We start from the raw sequence: 16,321 nt of genomic DNA, 5'->3' as shown, positions 1-16,321 counted from the left end.
GTGACGGACGTGGCGGCGACCGTGCCCCGGCACGACCCGAAGGTCGTCAAGGCACTGCGCAACTTCGCGATGTCGATGACCGTGTTCAACATCATCGGCTACTCCGTGCTCGGGTTCGAGCAACCGTGGCTGTGGCCGTTCATCGCGCTGCTGACGGGTTACACCGTCGAGATCGGGCTCGAGCTCGTCGGGTCCAGGATCGACGGACGGCCACCGAGGTTCACCGGCAACGGCGTGCGCGGTGTGGTCGAGTTCCTCTACCCGGCGCACATCACCAGCCTCGCGATGAACATGCTCATCTACGTCAACGACCAGGTCTGGGTGATGATCTTCGGTGTCACCGTGGCCGTCGGCGCGAAGTGGGTGCTGCGGGCACCGGTGCGCGGCCGGCTGCGGCACTACATGAACCCGTCGAACTTCGGCATCGCGGTCATCCTGCTGATCTTCCCCTGGGCGAGCATCGTGCCGCCCTACCACTTCACCGAGAACGTGCACGGCCTGTTCGACTGGCTGATCCCGGCGATCATCGTCACCGCCGGCACGATGCTGAACGCGAAGCTCACCGGCCGCATGTGGCTGATCCTGTCGTGGCTGTTCTTCTTCGTGGTCCAGTCGGTGGTCAGGGGGATCCTGTTCGGCACGTCGATCCCCGGCGCGCTGCTCACCATGACCGGCGTCGCGTTCGTGCTGTTCACGAACTACATGATCACCGACCCCGGCACGAGCCCGTCGAAACCGATCTCGCAGATCGCGTTCGGTGGCGGCGTGGCTCTGGCGTACGGCTTCTTCACCGGTGTGCACATCGCGTACGGCCTGTTCTTCGCGACGGCGCTGGTGTGCCTGATCCGCGGCATGTTCCTGTGGGGCATCCACTTCGTGAACAGGTCGCGTGAGCAGTTCGAGGCGAGCCAGGCCCTCGCGGCGAAGGAAGCCGGGGCCGCGGTCGAGAGCTCCACGGAGAACGGCCAGGTCGTCTCGCCTCCCTCGACAACGGGCAAGGAGGTCGTACCGGCATGACGAAGATCGCGATCGTCGGTGTGGCCTGCCGCTATCCGGACGCGACGTCGGCGCGGGAGCTGTGGGAGAACGCTCTCGCCGGCCGCAGGGCCTTCCGGCGGCTCCCGGACGAGCGGATGCGCCTCGAGGACTACTGGGACCCGGACCCCGCGACGCCCGACCGCTTCTACGCCCGCACCGCCGCCGTCATCGAGGGCTACGAGTTCGACCGGGTGGCACACCGCATCGCGGGCAGCACCTACCGCTCCACCGACCTGACGCACTGGCTCGCGCTCGACACGGCGGGCAGGGCGCTCGCCGACGCGGGGTTCGCCGGTGGCGAAGGCCTGCCCCGCGAACGCACCGGTGTCGTGATCGGCAACACCCTGACCGGCGAGTTCGCCAGGGCCAACCTGATGAGGCTGCGGTGGCCGTACGTGCGCCGCACGGTCGCCGCCTCGCTGAAGGCCAGGGGCTGGGACGACGAGGAGCTCGCCGGCTTCCTCGCGGATCTGGAGGCCACCTACAAGAACCCGTTCCCCGCCGTCGACGAGGACAGCCTCGCCGGTGGTCTCGCGAACACGATCGCCGGCCGGGTCTGCAACTACTTCGGCCTCAACGGCGGCGGCTACACCGTCGACGGAGCCTGTTCCTCGTCGCTGCTGTCCGTGGCGACGGCGGCGGGCCGGCTCGTCGACGGCGACCTCGACGTCGCCGTCGCGGGCGGGGTGGACCTGTCGATCGACCCGTTCGAGATCGTCGGTTTCGCCAAGACCGGGGCGCTCGCCCGGTCGGAGATGCGGGTCTACGACCGCGGCTCCAACGGTTTCTGGCCGGGTGAGGGCTGCGGCATGGTCGTGCTGATGCGCGAGCAGGACGTGCAGCCGCACCAGCGCGTCTACGCGACGGTAGCCGGGTGGGGCGTGTCGTCCGACGGCTGGGGCGGCATGACCCGCCCCGAGGTCAGCGGCTACCGGCTCGCGCTCGACCGCGCCTACGAACGGGCCGGGTTCGGCGTCGACACCGTGCCGATGTTCGAGGGCCACGGCACCGGCACCGAGGTCGGCGACGCGACCGAGCTGCGGGCGTTGTCCCAGGCACGCGCGGCAGCGAACCCGGCGGCCTCCCCGGCCGCGATCAGCACCATCAAGGGCATGATCGGGCACACCAAGGCGGCGGCGGGCGTGGCCGGTCTGATCAAGGCCGCGCTGGCGTTGCACCACCAGACGCTGCCGCCGACGATCGGCTGCGTCGATCCGCATCCCGTGCTGGCGGAGGACCGGGCGAACCTGCGCGTCCTGCGCACCGCCGAGCCGTGGCCCGCGGACGCCCCGCTGCGGGCCGGCGTCACGGCGATGGGCTTCGGCGGGATCAACACCCACGTCGTGCTCGAGTCGTCCGTGCCGCTGCGCGCCCCCGACGCGCGGGCGCTGGAGATGTCCCGCGCCGCGCAGGACGCCGAGGTGCTGCTGGTCGACGCCGACTCGGCGGAGGCGCTGCGGGCGACGCTGGGCGAGCTGGCCGAGTTCACGGCACGGGTGTCCTACGCGCAGCTCGGTGACCTGGCGGCGGTGCTGCACGGCCGGCTGTCGGACCGGCCGTACCGGGCGGCCGTGGTCGCGCGGTCGCCCGAGGATGCCGTGCAGGGGCTCACCCGCGTGCTGGAGGCGGCGAACTCCGGTGCGGCGACGTGGTTCGCGCCGGACGGCCGCGGCTTCCTCGGTCACGTCGCGGAACCGGCGACGGTCGGGTTCCTGTTCCCCGGCCAGGGCTCCGGCCGGGGAACGAGCGGCGGCGCGATGCGCAGGCGCTTCGCGGCCGCGCGGGAGGTCTACGAACGGGCGGCGCTGCCGGCGTCGGGGGACATGGTCGCCACGTCGGTCGCCCAGCCCCGGATCGTCACCGGGTCGCTCGCGGGGCTGCGGGTGCTCGCGGGCCTCGGCGTCACGGCGGACGTCGCGGTGGGCCACAGCCTCGGCGAGATCACCGCGCTGCACTGGGCCGGAGCGATCGACGAACAGACCCTGCTGCGCGTGGCGTCCGTGCGTGGCGCGACCATGACCGAGCACAGCGCCTCGGGCACGATGGCGAGCCTTGGCGCGTCAGCGGAGCTCGTGAGCGAGCTCGTCCGCGACCTGCCGGTGGTGATCGCCGCGTTCAACGGTCCGAAGCAGACAGTCGTCGCGGGCAGCGAGGCCGCGGTGGCGGCGGCGGTCGAGGCGGCGGCCGGGGAGGGTGTGCAGGCCACGGCGTTGCGGGTCTCGCACGCGTTCCACTCGCCACTCGTGGCTCCGGCAGCCGACGCGCTGCACGCGAAACTGGGTGCCGAGAAGTTCGGCGCGGTCAGCGGGCACGTCGTGTCGACCGTGACGGGGGAGGCCCTGCCGTCCGATGTGGACGTCCCCGGCCTGCTGCGCGCTCAGATCACCGATCCCGTGCTGTTCTCGCAGGCGGTCGGGGTCGCGGCGAAGGACGCGGACCTGCTCGTCGAGGTCGGTCCCGGCCGGGTGCTGACGGCGCTCGCGGCCGACGTGGCGCAGGTGCCCGTCGTCGCGCTGGACACCGACGACGAGTCGCTGGTGTCGCTGCTCGGCGTCGTCGGGGCCGCGCACGTCACCGGAGCCGCGCTGGACCTGCGGCCGCTGTTCGCGGACAGGCTGGTGCGGCCGTTGCGGATCGGCCAGGACTTCTCGTTCTTCGCGAGTCCCTGCGAGCAGGCGCCGGAGTCGTCGGTCGGTGCGGCCAACCTGGTCGTGACGGCCGTGGCGGGCATGACCGTCGTCGGCACCGCGACGTCCACCGTGGACGTGCTGCGGGAGATGGCGGCCGCGCGCGCCGAACTGCCGAGCGAGGCCGTCGCCCCCGAAAGCAGGCTGCTCGACGACCTGCACCTCAGTTCGATCACCGTGGGCCAGCTCGTCAACGAGGCCGCCCAGCGGCTCGGGGTACCGCCCGCCCACGCGCCGACGAACTTCGCCACCGCCACCGTGCGGGAACTGGCCGATGCCCTCGACGACCTGAGCGCCACCGCCAGGGAGACCGACACCGCGGGGGCGGTCGTCACCGGTGCCGGACCGTGGGCGCGGGCGTTCGTCGTGGCCGACGAGCCGGTTCCGCTGCGACCGGTGGCGGTGGCCGAGGACGACGGCCAGTGGCAGCTCTACGCCGAGGACGGCCACCCGTTCGCCGAACGGTTGCGGCGCGACCTCGAACGAGGGGGGACCGGGGACGGCGTCCTCGTGTGCCTGCCCGAGGTGTGCGAGGAACGGCACCTGGAGCTGGCGTTGCGCGGCGCGAAGTCCGCGGCGGCGCGCAACGACGGCCGGTTCGTGCTCGTGCAGCACGACACGGGTGCGGCCGCCATGGCGAAGACCCTACGGCTGGAGGCACCCGGCGTGCGGGTGACGATCGTGCACCTGCCCGCCGGGTCGGGGTGCGACGTCGTGCTGCCGGAGGTGCTGTCGACGACGGCGTTCAGCGAAGTGCGGTACGACCGCGAGATGACGCGCACGGTGCCGACGATGCGGGCACTGCCGGTGGCTCCGGCCGCCGAGATCCGGCCGCTGACCGACACCGACGTGCTGCTGGTCACGGGCGGCGGCAAGGGGATCACCGCCGAGTGCGCGATCTCGCTCGCCCAGGAGTGGGGAGCGCGGCTGGCGGTCCTCGGCAGGTCCGAGATCTCCGCGGACGCCGAACTGGCCGCGAACCTCGACCGCATGAGGGCGAGGGGCATCGAGGTCGCGTACGCGGTGGCCGACGTCACCGACGCCGAACGGCTGCGGGCCGCCGTCGGTCAGCTGGAGGCCGTGCTCGGCCCCGTCACCGCCGTGCTGCACGGAGCCGGGCGCAACGAGCCGGTCGCGCTGTCCGCGGTGGACGCGGAACGGCTGCGGTCGACGATGGCGCCCAAGCTCGACGGGCTGCGCGCGGTGCTCGGTGCCGTCGACGCGGGGTCGTTGCGGCTGCTGGTGACCTTCGGCAGCATCATCGGCCGCTCCGGGCTGCGCGGCGAGGCGCACTACGGCACCGCCAACGACTGGCTGGCCGCGCTCACCCGCGAGTTCGCCGACACCCACCCGTCCTGCCGTGCCCTGTGCCTCGAGTGGTCGGTGTGGTCCGGTGTCGGCATGGGCGAGCGGCTCGCCGTGGTCGAGTCGCTCTCGCGGGACGGCGTCACCCCCATCCCGCCCGACGAGGGCGTGCGGATCCTGCGCCGGCTGCTCGTCGATCCGCAGACGCCGGACGTCGTCGTGGTCAGCGGTCGCACCGAGGGCGTCGACACCGTGCGTCACGACCTGCCGCCGTTGCCCCTGCTGAGGTTCGTGGACAAGCCGCTGGTCCGGTACCACGGCGTCGAGCTCGTCACCGAGGTGGAGCTGAACGCGGGCACCGACCTGTACCTCGCCGACCACCTGCTCGACGGCAACCTGCTGTTCCCCGCCGTCTACGGCATGGAGGCGATGACCCAGGTCGCCGCGGCGCTCACGGGACGTGAGTCCACCCCCGTGTTGTCCGGGATCCGGTTCCTCCGGCCGATCGTGGTGCCACCTCGCGGCACGACGACAATCCGGATCGCCGCGGTGGTCACCGCCGACGACGTGGTGGACGTGGCGATCCGCAGCTCCGAGACCGCGTTCGAGGCAGACCACTTCGTGGCCCGGCTCTCGTACGGGAAGGCGGTTCCCCAGGAAGATCCGGTCGTGCACACCGGTCTGCCCCCGATCGCGCTCGACCCGGCGGCGCAGCTCTACGGCGACACCATGTTCCAGGGTCCGAGGTTCCAGCGGTTGCGGCGCTTCCACGAGGCCCGTGCCCGCGACGTCAGCGCCGACGTGGCCCTGAGCGCGCACCCGGACGGGTTCGCCGGTTACCTGCCCGCCGAGCTGCTGCTCGCCGACCCCGGCATGCGGGACGCGTTGATGCACGGCAACCAGGTCTGCGTCCCGGACGGGACGCTGCTGCCGGAACGGATCGACCGCCTGTACCCCGCGGGCTCGACCACCGGCGCGGGCGAAGTGCGGATGCGCGCCACCGAACGCCACCGCGACGGCGACACCTACGTCTACGACATCGCGGTGTTCGACGGCGACGAGGTCGTCGAGAGGTGGGAGGGCCTGCACCTGCGTGCCGTGCGGCGCAAGGGGTCCGCCGGCCCGTGGGTGGCCCCGCTGCTGGGGTCGCACCTGGAACGGGAGGTCGAGGGCCTGCTGGGCCACCGGGTCGCGGTGGTCGTCGAACCCGACCGCGAGGCGGGCGCCGACCGGGCGACCCGGCGCAGGAGCACGGCGCTCGGGGTGAGCCGGCTGCTGGGACGCGAGACCGAGGTCCGGTACCGGGCCGACGGCCGGCCCGAGGTCGACGCCGGGGTGGTCGTGTCGGCGTCCCACGCCGCCGGGGTCACCCTCTGCGTGGCCGCGGACCGCGTGACGGCCTGCGACCTGCAGGAGGTGCGTGAGCAGGAGGACCAGGTGTGGCAGGGGCTGCTGGGCCGGCGGCACCGCACCGCGGCGCTGCTGGCCGGGGCCGGTGAGCCGTTCGCGGTGGCCGCGACCCGCGTGTGGTCCGCCGTCGAGTGCCTGCAGAAGGCGGGTCTCCCGCTCGACACCCCGCTCACGCCGGAACCGGGCGGGCCGGAGGGCTGGGTGGTGTTCACCGCACCCGGGCTGAGGATCGCGACGCTGGTGACGGCGCTGCGCGGGGTCGCGGATCCCGTGGTCGCCGCCGTGCTGCTGGTGGAGGGGAGCTGACGTGGAGTCGTACTTCGAGATCAGGCACACGGTCGGCTTCGAGGAGACCAACCTCGTCGGCAACGTGTACTACGTGAACTACCTGCGCTGGCAGGGCCGGTGCCGGGAGATGTTCCTGGTGCGGCACGCCCCCGACGTGCTGACCGAGCTCCAGGACGACCTGAAGCTCTTCACGCTGAAGGTCGACTGCGAGTTCTACGCCGAGCTCACCGCGTTCGACGAGCTGGCGGTCAGGATGACCCTGGTCGAGCTGGCGCAGACCCAGGTCGAGTTCGGCTTCGACTACGTGCTGGTCGGGCCGGACGGGTCGGAGAAGCTCGTGGCGCGGGGCGCCCAGCGGGTCGCGTGCATGCGCGGCCCGAACAACGGGACCAGGCCGGCGCGGGTGCCCGACTCGCTGCGCCTGGCGCTCGAGCGGTACGCCCCGGCGGCGGCCTGATCATGACGGGGGAGACCTGCATGGACGAGTTCGAAGACCCGAAGACGTTGCGACGAGTCTTCGGCACGTTCGCGACGGGCGTCACCGTGGTCACCGTCGGGGGTTCCGCGCCGCACGGCATGACGGCGAACTCCTTCACGTCGGTGTCCCTCGACCCGCCGCTGGTGCTCGTGTGCGTCGGTCGTGATGCCTCGATGCACGGGCACCTCACGAAGACAGGGGCGTTCGGGGTGTCCGTGCTCGCCGCGGACCAGGAGGACGTCGCACGGCACTTCGCCAGCAGGTGGCGGCCGGCGGGCCACGCGCAGTTCGACGCGGTGGACTGGGTGCCGGGCACCAGGATCGACGCGCCGCTCATCGGCGGCGCGCTCGCCCGGTTCGAATGCACGTTGTGGCGCACCTACGACGGCGGCGACCACACGATCTTCCTCGGGAGGCTCCTCGCGACCGACGGTCCGGCAGGCCGCAACGCGTTGCTGTTCCTCAACGGCACCTTCCACGCGCTGGAGCACTCCGGCCTGTCGGCCTGAACCACCCGCATCAAGGCGAAAGGCGGGTCACCATCGGTGACCCGCCTTCTCGCGTCGGCGTTCAGCTCGCCCGTGATGCTTCCAGCGCGGTGGTCCGGACGTCGAGCAACGCCATGAGCACCGGAGGATCGATGGCGGACATCGGGCGCAGGACGACGTCCACGACGTGCGCCACCGTGCTGCTCGACACGACCAGCGGGCCGTGCGAACCCACGGACGGCGTGCGGTCCGCGGTGTGTTCACTGCCCGCCGGCACCGTGTGGATCAGCAGGTGCCATGCGCCCTCCGGCACGTTCTCCAGCTGGAAGTGACCCGGCCCCGGCAGCACCGCGCAGCTGATCGGCGCCCCCTGCGGGATCGGGTCGCGGAACAAGCCGACGAACGTGGGTCCGGGCTCGCACTCGGCGGGGCAGTGGATCCGGCCGCTGACCGAGCTCGTGCGCCGCACCACGATGTTCTTGCGGTTGTCGACGGAGATGCGCGTCGTCCGGCCGCGCAGCTGCCGGTACTCGGTGGGGGAGAGTCCGACGCTGGTTTTGAACCGCGAGCTGAACGTGCCGGGACTGTTGTAGCCGACCCGGTGGCTGATCTCCGTGACCCTCAGGTCGGTCGCCACCAGAAACCGTTTGGCCTCTTGCAGCCGCAACGCCGAGAGAAAACGCGCCGGTGATACTCCGGTAACCCGCTGGAACACGCGGGTGAAGTGAAATTTGCTGAACATGGCGACTTTCGCCATGTCGTCGATGGTTATCCGCTCGCCCAGGTTCGTCTGCATGGCACCGACGACTCTCGCGACTGCTTGTTCGCCGAGCTTGTCCATTGGTCCCCCGATTCGGCTGGTGCGGTGGAAGTGGCGGATTATTCAGTTGTTGGGAAAGTGCGTTGGAATCGCTCCAGCCGAAGCTAGCAGTGGGCAAAACGCCAGGCAAGGCGCGATTCAGGCATAGCGCCCCTCTGTTGTCTTCACTCTCGGTAGGCGATTCACGGTTGCTATGTCACCTCTACGTATTGTCTATGTGCGAAGCGCATGGCCGTGCTTTGTGGCGGACCCGGCTCGTTGGTCCGTACAGTCGAACGTCCTGAACCACCTGGAGTTGTGGGCGCGCTCCCGGAGATGGTGTTTCGATGTCGCTCTGCGTGTGCGAAGGGGATCATCCCACCTCTTGAGTTGATCTTCCATTAATCGAGACCGCAATCCGGGAGATGCGCCGTTCGGGCGACGATCGCGAGAATGGTGTCCACGGAAAGCCTCGGCTGGTATCGGCCGCCTTCCGTGTCTTCCGCCGAACGGGTGGTTCGGCCTGTGAAAGTCAATGTTGCTCCACAGCCGGGCGTTCGCCCGAACCCACACGACAGGAGGACGCGCACGTGACCGCCAGCGAAGCGGAAACAGGGCAGAACGACGTCACGACGATGACGTTCGAGGCGTTCGCGGACACGATCGTGCCCGGCGAGAAGAGGTGGCCCGGGGACGTCGCGGTCGCGGGGGCGAGCGCCGGTCCCGGTGCCGTGGCGGCCGGCGCCATCGAACTGCTGCGCATGCCGGAGGGAGGGATGGCCGCGTTGCTGGACCCGCTCGCGGGTCTGCTGAACAACCACGCGGCGACGTACGCGGCCGAGCGCGACATCGAGCTCGACCCCGCGTTGCCGCCGTTCGTCGCTTTGCCGTTCGGCGACCGCACGGCGGTGGTGCAGCTGCTGACCACACCCGGCCATCCGGAGAAGGAGGTCTGGGTCGGCATCGCGCTGTTCAGCAACATGGCCTTCGACACCGGCGCGCACATGCACACGACCGACGCGATCGCCGCAGGCCACCCCGGGCTGCTGACGATCGGGTTCGCGCAGCCGGACCCCGACGGCCTGTGGCGCTTCCCCGACTACACCTACGGCAAGCCCCTCGCGCGCCGTCACCCGGACACGACACCCTCAGGGAGCCCGGCATGAGTGCGTCCACAGTGGAGCAGACGGACGTGGTGGTGATCGGCAGCGGGTTCGGCGGCGCGATCACCGCCTACCACCTCGCCGCCGGTGGCGCGCGGGTCGTGGTCCTCGAACGCGGCCCCTGGCTGCAGGCCGACGAGTTCGACCACGACTTCCGGCTCGGCTCGTCGTCCACCCGCGTCTTCGACTTCGTCGTGGGGGACGGCATGAGCGTGCTGAGCGGCAACTGCGTCGGCGGCGGCAGCGTCGTCTACTTCGCCGCGATGCCCAGGGCACCCCGGTTCGTCTTCGACCGCCAGGGCTCGATCGGCAGGCGCATGTGGCCGGCTTCGATCACCAGGGACAGCCTCGACCCGTGGTACGACCGGGTCGCGGAGGCGTTGCCGATCAGCACCACCGACTGGGACACGATGACCTACGGCGGTGGCCTCTTCGGTGCCGCCTGCGCGCACGCGGGTCACACCGCGAACCCGGTGCCCGCCGCCATCGACACCGCGCTGTGCACCAACTGCAACTGGATGATGTCCGGCTGCAAGTTCGACGCCAAGCGCTCGCTGCTGCTCAACTACCTGCCCGCCGCGCTCGCCCACGGGGCGGAGATCCGGCCGCTGCACGAGGTCCAGCAACTGTCCACGACGGACGGTGGCGGCTACCGGGTGCACTACAACGTGATCGACGGCGAGGACTACCGCGTGTCCACCGGCTCCGGCACGATCGACGCGAAGGTCGTGGTCCTCGCCGCCGGCGCCGGCGCGACACCCGTGATCCTGCAGCGCTCCGAGCCCACGCTGGGTGCGATGCCGCACGCGGCCGGCCGGTACTTCTCCGGCAACGGCGAACGCCTCAACACCGCGATCCTGAACGAGGACCGGGTGCGCGAGGTGCTCGGCATCAGCATCGACGAGGCTGTCACCTTCCAGGCCAACCAGATCGGCCGCGGCCCCTGCGTCGCGAGCTGGGACCGGCTCGACGGCTCGCTGCCCGAGTACTCGCGCTTCTCGCTCGAGCAGCTGTACTTCCCGCCCGGCCTCGGCACCATCCTCGCCCAGGTGCCCGATGCCACCGGACCGACCTGGTTCGGCGTGGAGAAGAAGGAGATCCTGCGCCGCTGGAAGTCGTGGCTGACGGTGTTCACGATGTCCGAGGACGACAACGAGGGCGTCTTCGGCCCGCCTCCTCCCACCGGCAACGCCCACCGCATCTCCCAGCAGATGCTCGGCCGCGGCACGATCAGCTACCAGCCGACCGAGAACACGCGGCGCGGCTGGGCGGAGTCCGACGCCGCAGTCCGCGACATCCTGGAACGCGACGGCATGTCCCGTGTGATGCCGTGGACGAACGACGTCGTGGGCGCGTACACCGTGCACCCGCTGTCCTCCTGCCGCCTCGGTGACGACCCGGCGACGTCGGCGCTCGACGAGAACCACGAGCTGCGCGGACATCCCGGCATCTTCGTGACCGACGGCTCCGCGGTGCCGGGTGCGCTGACGGTGAACCCGGCGATGACGATCGCGGCACTGGCCGAACGCGCGGTGCCCGCGATCGTGCGGGCGGCTCGCCAACGCGGGGTCGACGTCTCCTACGGCGCGCCGTCGCCGGACGGGGAGACCTCGGCGCGCAACGGCGTTCTCCCGCTGGTGTCACACCTGGTGGCGGAATGACGACGGCGGTCGCGCCCGCCGCGGTGGCTCCCGGACCGCCGCGGCGGGCGACCCTCGCGGTGCTCGCGAGGATGGCCAGGAACCGGTTGCGGGTCATGTCGTCGATGTCGGCCCGGTACGGCGACGTCGTGCGGCTGCCCCTGGGGCCCAAGACGCTGAACTACTTCAACCACCCCGACCACGCGAAGCACGTGCTCGCGGACAACGCCGCGAACTACGTCAAGGGCATCGGCCTGACGCACGCCCGGCGTGCGCTGGGCGACGGTCTGCTCACGAGCGACGGTGAGCTGTGGCGCAAGCAGCGCAAGGTGATCCAGCCCGTGTTCCAGGCCAAGCGGATGGCGCGGTACGGAGGAGTGATCGCCCAGGAGGCGGCGGACACGGCGCAGAGGCTCCGGTCGCTGCGCGGGCAGACCGTCGACATCCGCGCGGAGATGACCGATCTGACGCTGCGGGTGCTCGGGCGGGTCCTGCTCGACGCCGACCTCAGCGAGTTCCACACGCTCGGGGCGTCGTTCGAGGCGGTGCAGGACCAGGCGATGTTCGAGATGATGTCGCTCAGCGCGGTGCCCACCTGGGTGCCGTTGCCGCGCCAGCTGAGGTTCCGCCGGGCACGCGCCGACCTGCAGGACGTCGTGGACCGGCTCGGCGCCGACGGGGCGCGAGCGGGTGGGGACGACGTCGTGTCGCGGCTGGTCGAGTCCACGCGCGCGGAGACCGACGCGGCCGTCGGGCGGCGCCGGATGCGCGACGAGCTCGTGACGTTGCTGCTCGCCGGGCACGAGACGACGGCGAGCACGCTCAGCTGGGCGTTCCACCTGCTCGACCGCCATCCGCACGTGGCCGCCGCGGTGCACGACGAGGTCGCCGGTGCGCTGGGTGACCGCATGCCGGTGTTCGAGGACCTGCACGCGTTGCCGTACACGTCGGCGGTGCTGCAGGAGGTCATGCGGCTGTACCCGCCGGTGTGGATCCTGCCGCGCCAGGCCAGGGAGTCCGACGTGATCGGCGGCTACCGCGTGGAGGCCGGCGCCGACGTGCTGATCTGCCCGTACACGCTGCACCGGCACCCGGCGTTCTGGGAGGCCCCCGAGCGGTTCGACCCCGGCCGCTTCACCGGTGACGCGGCGGGCCGGCCGGCCTACGCCTACATCCCGTTCGGCGCCGGGCCGCGCTACTGCGTCGGCAACCACCTCGGGATGATGGAGGCGACCTTCGTGCTGGCGACGGTCACCAGGGCGCTGCGGCTCACCGGGGTACCGGGACGGGCGGCGGTGCCGGAGCCGATGCTGACGCTGCGCATGCGGGACGGTCTGCCGATGACCGTGTCCGCCTGGTGAACACGCCGGAAGTGCCGATGGCGACGAGCCATCGGCACTTCTCGCGCGTCCTCAGTGGACGATACCGGCCTTCTGCTCGCCGAGGTGCCGGGCGGCGGTCAGCGCGGCCAGGGACAGCAGCCCGAGCAGGTCGCGGTCGTCCGGGTACTGGTCCCGGAACCGCGCGACGTCGTGGTCGCCGACCTGGTGCGGTGCGAGCGCGGTGAGCAGTGCGAGCCGGGCGGAGGGGACGGACTTCGGTCCGAGGGCGTGCAGGTGCTCGTCCACCCAGGACGCGCTGATGCCCGGTGGCCGGCCGAGGCGCTCCGGGACCACGGTGTCGAGCGTGTGGCGTGTCTCGTCGGGGAGGTGGTCCGCCGCCGCGGCGGTTTCGTTCGCCAGGGTGGCGAAAGCGGCGGCGACGGCAGGGGAGCCGGCCGCCCAGCCGAAGCCGTCCGGCGGTGGTGTGCCGAGGCGCAGACCGGCCGCGCGACCGGTCTCGTTCCGCGCGGTGACCCTGCCGGACATCACCCTGCCGGCCACGCGCCGGGCGATGGCCCGCGCTCGCGGGGGACCGGGCAGGAACGTGCCGTCCAGCAGGACGTTGATCACCCTGTTGAGGAAGTGGAAGTACACCAGGACGCCGACGTACTCGGGTGTGTGGGCCGCGGCGAACGGCGGCCGCACCGGCGTCTCGGCCCACGCCGCGAACGGCCGCAAGGCCGGGTCGAGCCCGTCCGCGCCGGCGCCGGACAGCAGCTGGGTGGCGAAGGACCCGGCGCCGCCGCCGTGGAGCATGATCGCGTGGGCGTCCACGCAGTAGGTGCACTCGTTCAGCCGGGACACGGTGGCGGCCACCGCCTCCTTGCTGACGCGGGGCGCCGTGCCCGCCAGCAGAGGTTCGCGGAAGGCCGCCCAAGACGCGGCGAGCAGCGCAGGCGCGGCGGAGAACATCGTCACCGCCTCGACGAGCCGGCCGACCTCCTTCGCGGACTGCGCGTAGACCTCGCGGACCAGGCCCGTCGCCCGTTTCGGCGGGACGACCTCGACGTGTTTCACGATTCCGGACATGGCGGCCTCACCGGAAGTAGTTCTGGACGCGCTGGCGGAAAACCTCGTACGCGGGGACGGCGCCGTCCTCGGGGAGGTCCTCGATCTCCTTCGCGGCGATTTCCGAACATTCCTCCGCGCTGCGCCCGCAGAACACCTGGGCGGCCATTTCGCTGTGCGGCGTCACGAGGCCGGCGACCACCCTGGCGCGCATCGCGAAAACCGCGCCCTGGGCGACCTCCGGCAAGAGGTCACCGGCTCCCTCGACCAGTTTTCCGAGTTCCTGCTCGGTGACCCCGCCCGCATAGGAAGCGGCCAGTCCCGCTCCGCTGAGGAGGTCCGCGTGCCTGCCCTGGGGAAAGCGTCTGATGCTTTTCAGTAGCCGGTCGACGTCGCCGCCGTGGATGAACCACATCGCCCGCCCGATGCCGTGGTCGATCACCCGGTTCGTGTACGCGGCCGGACCGGGCCAGGCGAGCCGTCCGGGCACGCGGTGTTCCTCCACCCACGAGACGTGGTCGAAGTAGGCGAGGTGGAAGCCGTAGCCGTCCATGATCAACCAGCTCAGCGACGGGTGGTCGGCGAGCTTGCGCGCGTCGGGGATGGCCCGTGACCACAGCATTCGCGGCAACCTCGCCAGCGCGAACCCCACGCCGATGTAGGCCATGAAGATGTGCTTCGACGCGGGCGCCGAGGTGAAGTGCGGCCCCGCGAGGAACTGCTCGACGTGGCTGCGGCCGGGCAGCGGGGTGAGGGCGTCGCGAATCGCCAGCGCCATCGTGGCACCCTCGTAGGCGAAGCCGCGGTATTCGCGGGACAGTGCGTCGAGTCGCGCGATTATCGAGCCGTGGTCTTTGTGCTCGATGCCGAACTCGAATCCGTAGACGAGCTGCAGGGCGCTCATTTCGAGTTGGGCGCGCGCGGGTGTGTCGATGGCGAACCCGCGCCGGTCGAAGAGGACGTCCGAAGCGTCCGGCGTGACGAACCGTTTGCGAATCAGTCCCGTGGTTGACATTTCCGGTGGGACCTCCTCTTGGAAAGGCGATTATCCACCGTTCAATGCTGGCACACCTTCCGGTCGGGCCGCTTCTCTCACGTTGCTCCCGGAGAAAAGAAATCATCGGACAACGGCAATGCGCGGTATCGGGTATTCAGGCCGGGGACTTCGTCAGCGCCGTCGCGCGGACCGCCGCGGCCATGCTCGCCCACGCGGCGAGCTCGATCAGCGCGGCGTCGTCCGCCCGCGCGTCCCGGATCACCTCGTCGTCCACCTGGTACGGCGCGAACGCGCACAGCAGCGCCAGCCTGACCGCCGCCCGGTCCCGCGGCCCGACGCGGGCGGCCGCGTCCCACGCCCACCTCCGGCTCGGACCCTTCGGTCTGCCGTCCCAAGTGGACAGTTCGGCGGCGAGCAGCACCCGCGCGGCTTCCGGGACCGGTGCCGAGTCGAAGACGGCCTTCGAACGGGCGAGGGCCTGTGCGACTACCGGGCTGCCCGCCGCCCACGCGAGCTCATCGGGCAGCGGCGCCTCCGGCAGCGGGTTGCGTCCGGGCGGGGTGCTCACGGCGGACGCGATGAGGCCGGTGAGCATCCTCGTCACGGGACCGAGCATGAAGGCCGGCGCGTACGGCGGCATCGGCCGTTCGGTGAGGAAGACGCTCACCATCCTGTTGAAGTACTGCAGCGTCGTCGCGACACCGAGCACTTCCGGCAACTCGTCGGCGGTGAACCGCCCGGTGTCCGCGAGATCCACTCTGCCGCCACCGAACCTGGCCGTGGTCGCGGTGTGGACGGTGACGCAGTAGGGACATTCGTTGGCCTGCGACACCGCCGCCGCGACGGCCTCCTTGGTGCCGCGGTCGAGCAGGCCGGGAGCGAGCACGACGTCCCGCAACATCACCCAGGACGCCCGCAGCGCGGCGGGTGCCGCCGCGTGCAGCACGACGGGGGGTGCCAGCACGCCGAACTCGCTTTCGACCGCGCGGTAGACCTCGAGGACTTCGGGACCGGCCCGGCGGAACGGAACGGGCGTCACGTGCCGGACCTGGGCGAGGGAGAGGCCGCGCAGGGCCTTGCGGAGCAGCGAGCGCGCCATCGGGCCCCCAACGGTTGCATGATGCTACTCACCGGAACGCTACGGTACGTCGGTTCGATCACGCAACTGGCGGTTTAGCATGGGGAATGCTCGGACGAAGGTACGACGACCAGGTCTGCTCAGCCGCCCGCGCACTCGAGGTGGTGGGCGAGCGGTGGACGCTGCTGATCATGCGGGACGTGCTGCTGGGCGTCGTGCGGTTCGACGGCCTGCTGGCGAGCCTGGGCATCGCCCGCAACGTGCTCAGCGACCGGCTCGCCGGCCTGGTGGAGCACGGCGTGCTGGAACGCGTCGCCTACCAGCGGCACCCGCTGCGGTACGAGTACCGCCCGACCGCGGCCGGCCGGGAGCTCGCGGTCGTGGTGGTCGCGCTGATGCAGTGGGGCGACCGGAACGTGCCGTCGCCGGACGGACCGCCGCGCACCGCCCTGCACGCCACGTGCGAGGGCGAACTGGTCGCGTGCCTGATGTGCCCCGACTGCGGCGAGCCGGCCCGCCCCGGTGAGGTGACGACGAGGTCGAACCGCGCCTGACCTGTG

The 16,321-nt window shown here is 71.3% G+C and carries 12 protein-coding genes; 8 read left to right on the top strand and 4 right to left on the bottom strand.

The window, feature by feature from the left end; genetic code table 11:
- From BLQ91_RS11735 to BLQ91_RS11720, 4 genes are read left to right on the top strand one after another with little or no spacing between them, the layout of a single operon-like run.
- Positions 1-1,017 (top strand): enediyne biosynthesis protein, encoded by a 1,017-nt coding sequence (locus tag BLQ91_RS11735; RefSeq protein ID WP_090097199.1) that lies wholly within the window; start codon positions 1-3, stop codon positions 1,015-1,017.
- Entirely contained in the window at positions 1,014-6,746 is a 5,733-nt protein-coding gene (locus tag BLQ91_RS11730; RefSeq protein WP_090096844.1) for a type I polyketide synthase, read from the top strand. The genes BLQ91_RS11735 and BLQ91_RS11730 overlap by 4 nt, the downstream gene beginning before the upstream one ends.
- Position 6,747: 1 nt before the next feature.
- Positions 6,748-7,185: an acyl-CoA thioesterase gene (locus BLQ91_RS11725; RefSeq protein ID WP_090096843.1), complete on the top strand. Its 438-nt coding sequence runs from the start codon at positions 6,748-6,750 to the stop codon at positions 7,183-7,185.
- Between the two features lie 20 nt (positions 7,186-7,205).
- Entirely contained in the window at positions 7,206-7,715 is a 510-nt protein-coding gene (locus BLQ91_RS11720; protein WP_218130243.1) for a flavin reductase family protein, read from the top strand.
- Positions 7,716-7,776: 61 nt separating this feature from the next.
- Here BLQ91_RS11720 and BLQ91_RS11715 read toward each other — a convergent pair whose 3' ends face one another.
- A complete protein-coding gene (locus BLQ91_RS11715; protein WP_342670630.1) occupies positions 7,777-8,490 on the bottom strand; it encodes a helix-turn-helix domain-containing protein in 714 nt (237 codons plus the stop codon).
- Positions 8,491-9,128: 638 nt separating this feature from the next.
- Between BLQ91_RS11715 and BLQ91_RS11710 the strand changes: the two genes are divergently transcribed.
- The 3 genes from BLQ91_RS11710 to BLQ91_RS11700 are packed head-to-tail and all read left to right on the top strand — an operon-like array spanning position 9,129 to position 12,657.
- On the top strand, positions 9,129-9,659 hold the full coding sequence (locus BLQ91_RS11710) for a DUF5987 family protein (protein ID WP_090097198.1): 531 nt from the start codon (positions 9,129-9,131) through the stop codon (positions 9,657-9,659).
- On the top strand, positions 9,656-11,317 hold the full coding sequence (locus BLQ91_RS11705) for an FAD-dependent oxidoreductase (RefSeq protein ID WP_090096840.1): 1,662 nt from the start codon (positions 9,656-9,658) through the stop codon (positions 11,315-11,317). The genes BLQ91_RS11710 and BLQ91_RS11705 overlap by 4 nt, the downstream gene beginning before the upstream one ends.
- Positions 11,314-12,657, top strand: coding sequence for a cytochrome P450 (locus tag BLQ91_RS11700; protein WP_090096839.1), 1,344 nt, complete (start codon positions 11,314-11,316; stop codon positions 12,655-12,657). The genes BLQ91_RS11705 and BLQ91_RS11700 overlap by 4 nt, the downstream gene beginning before the upstream one ends.
- Positions 12,658-12,708: 51 nt before the next feature.
- Here the strand turns inward: BLQ91_RS11700 and BLQ91_RS11695 are convergent, their stop codons facing one another.
- The 3 genes from BLQ91_RS11695 to BLQ91_RS11685 all read right to left on the bottom strand — a co-directional run bounded on the left by BLQ91_RS11695 (position 12,709) and on the right by BLQ91_RS11685 (position 15,782).
- Positions 12,709-13,707, bottom strand: a complete 999-nt coding sequence (locus tag BLQ91_RS11695; protein ID WP_090096838.1) for a carboxymuconolactone decarboxylase family protein — start codon at positions 13,705-13,707, stop codon at positions 12,709-12,711.
- Positions 13,708-13,714: 7 nt separating this feature from the next.
- On the bottom strand, positions 13,715-14,701 hold the full coding sequence (locus BLQ91_RS11690) for a DUF1702 family protein (protein WP_090096837.1): 987 nt from the start codon (positions 14,699-14,701) through the stop codon (positions 13,715-13,717).
- Positions 14,702-14,837: 136 nt separating this feature from the next.
- Positions 14,838-15,782, bottom strand: a complete 945-nt coding sequence (locus tag BLQ91_RS11685) for a carboxymuconolactone decarboxylase family protein (RefSeq protein ID WP_090096836.1) — start codon at positions 15,780-15,782, stop codon at positions 14,838-14,840.
- 86 nt (positions 15,783-15,868) lie between these two features.
- Here BLQ91_RS11685 and BLQ91_RS11680 point away from each other — a divergent pair, with 86 nt between their 5' ends.
- Positions 15,869-16,315 carry a winged helix-turn-helix transcriptional regulator gene (locus BLQ91_RS11680; RefSeq protein WP_090096835.1) on the top strand — a complete coding sequence of 149 codons (447 nt, stop codon included), beginning with the start codon at positions 15,869-15,871 and terminating at the stop codon, positions 16,313-16,315.
- Positions 16,316-16,321: the final 6 nt, after the last annotated feature.

It is taken from the genome of Lentzea jiangxiensis (assembly GCF_900104175.1).
Taxonomy (GTDB): domain Bacteria; phylum Actinomycetota; class Actinomycetes; order Mycobacteriales; family Pseudonocardiaceae; genus Lentzea; species Lentzea jiangxiensis.
Note: the sequence above shows the minus strand (reverse complement) of the source record. Positions and strands in the feature narration are given on the sequence as shown.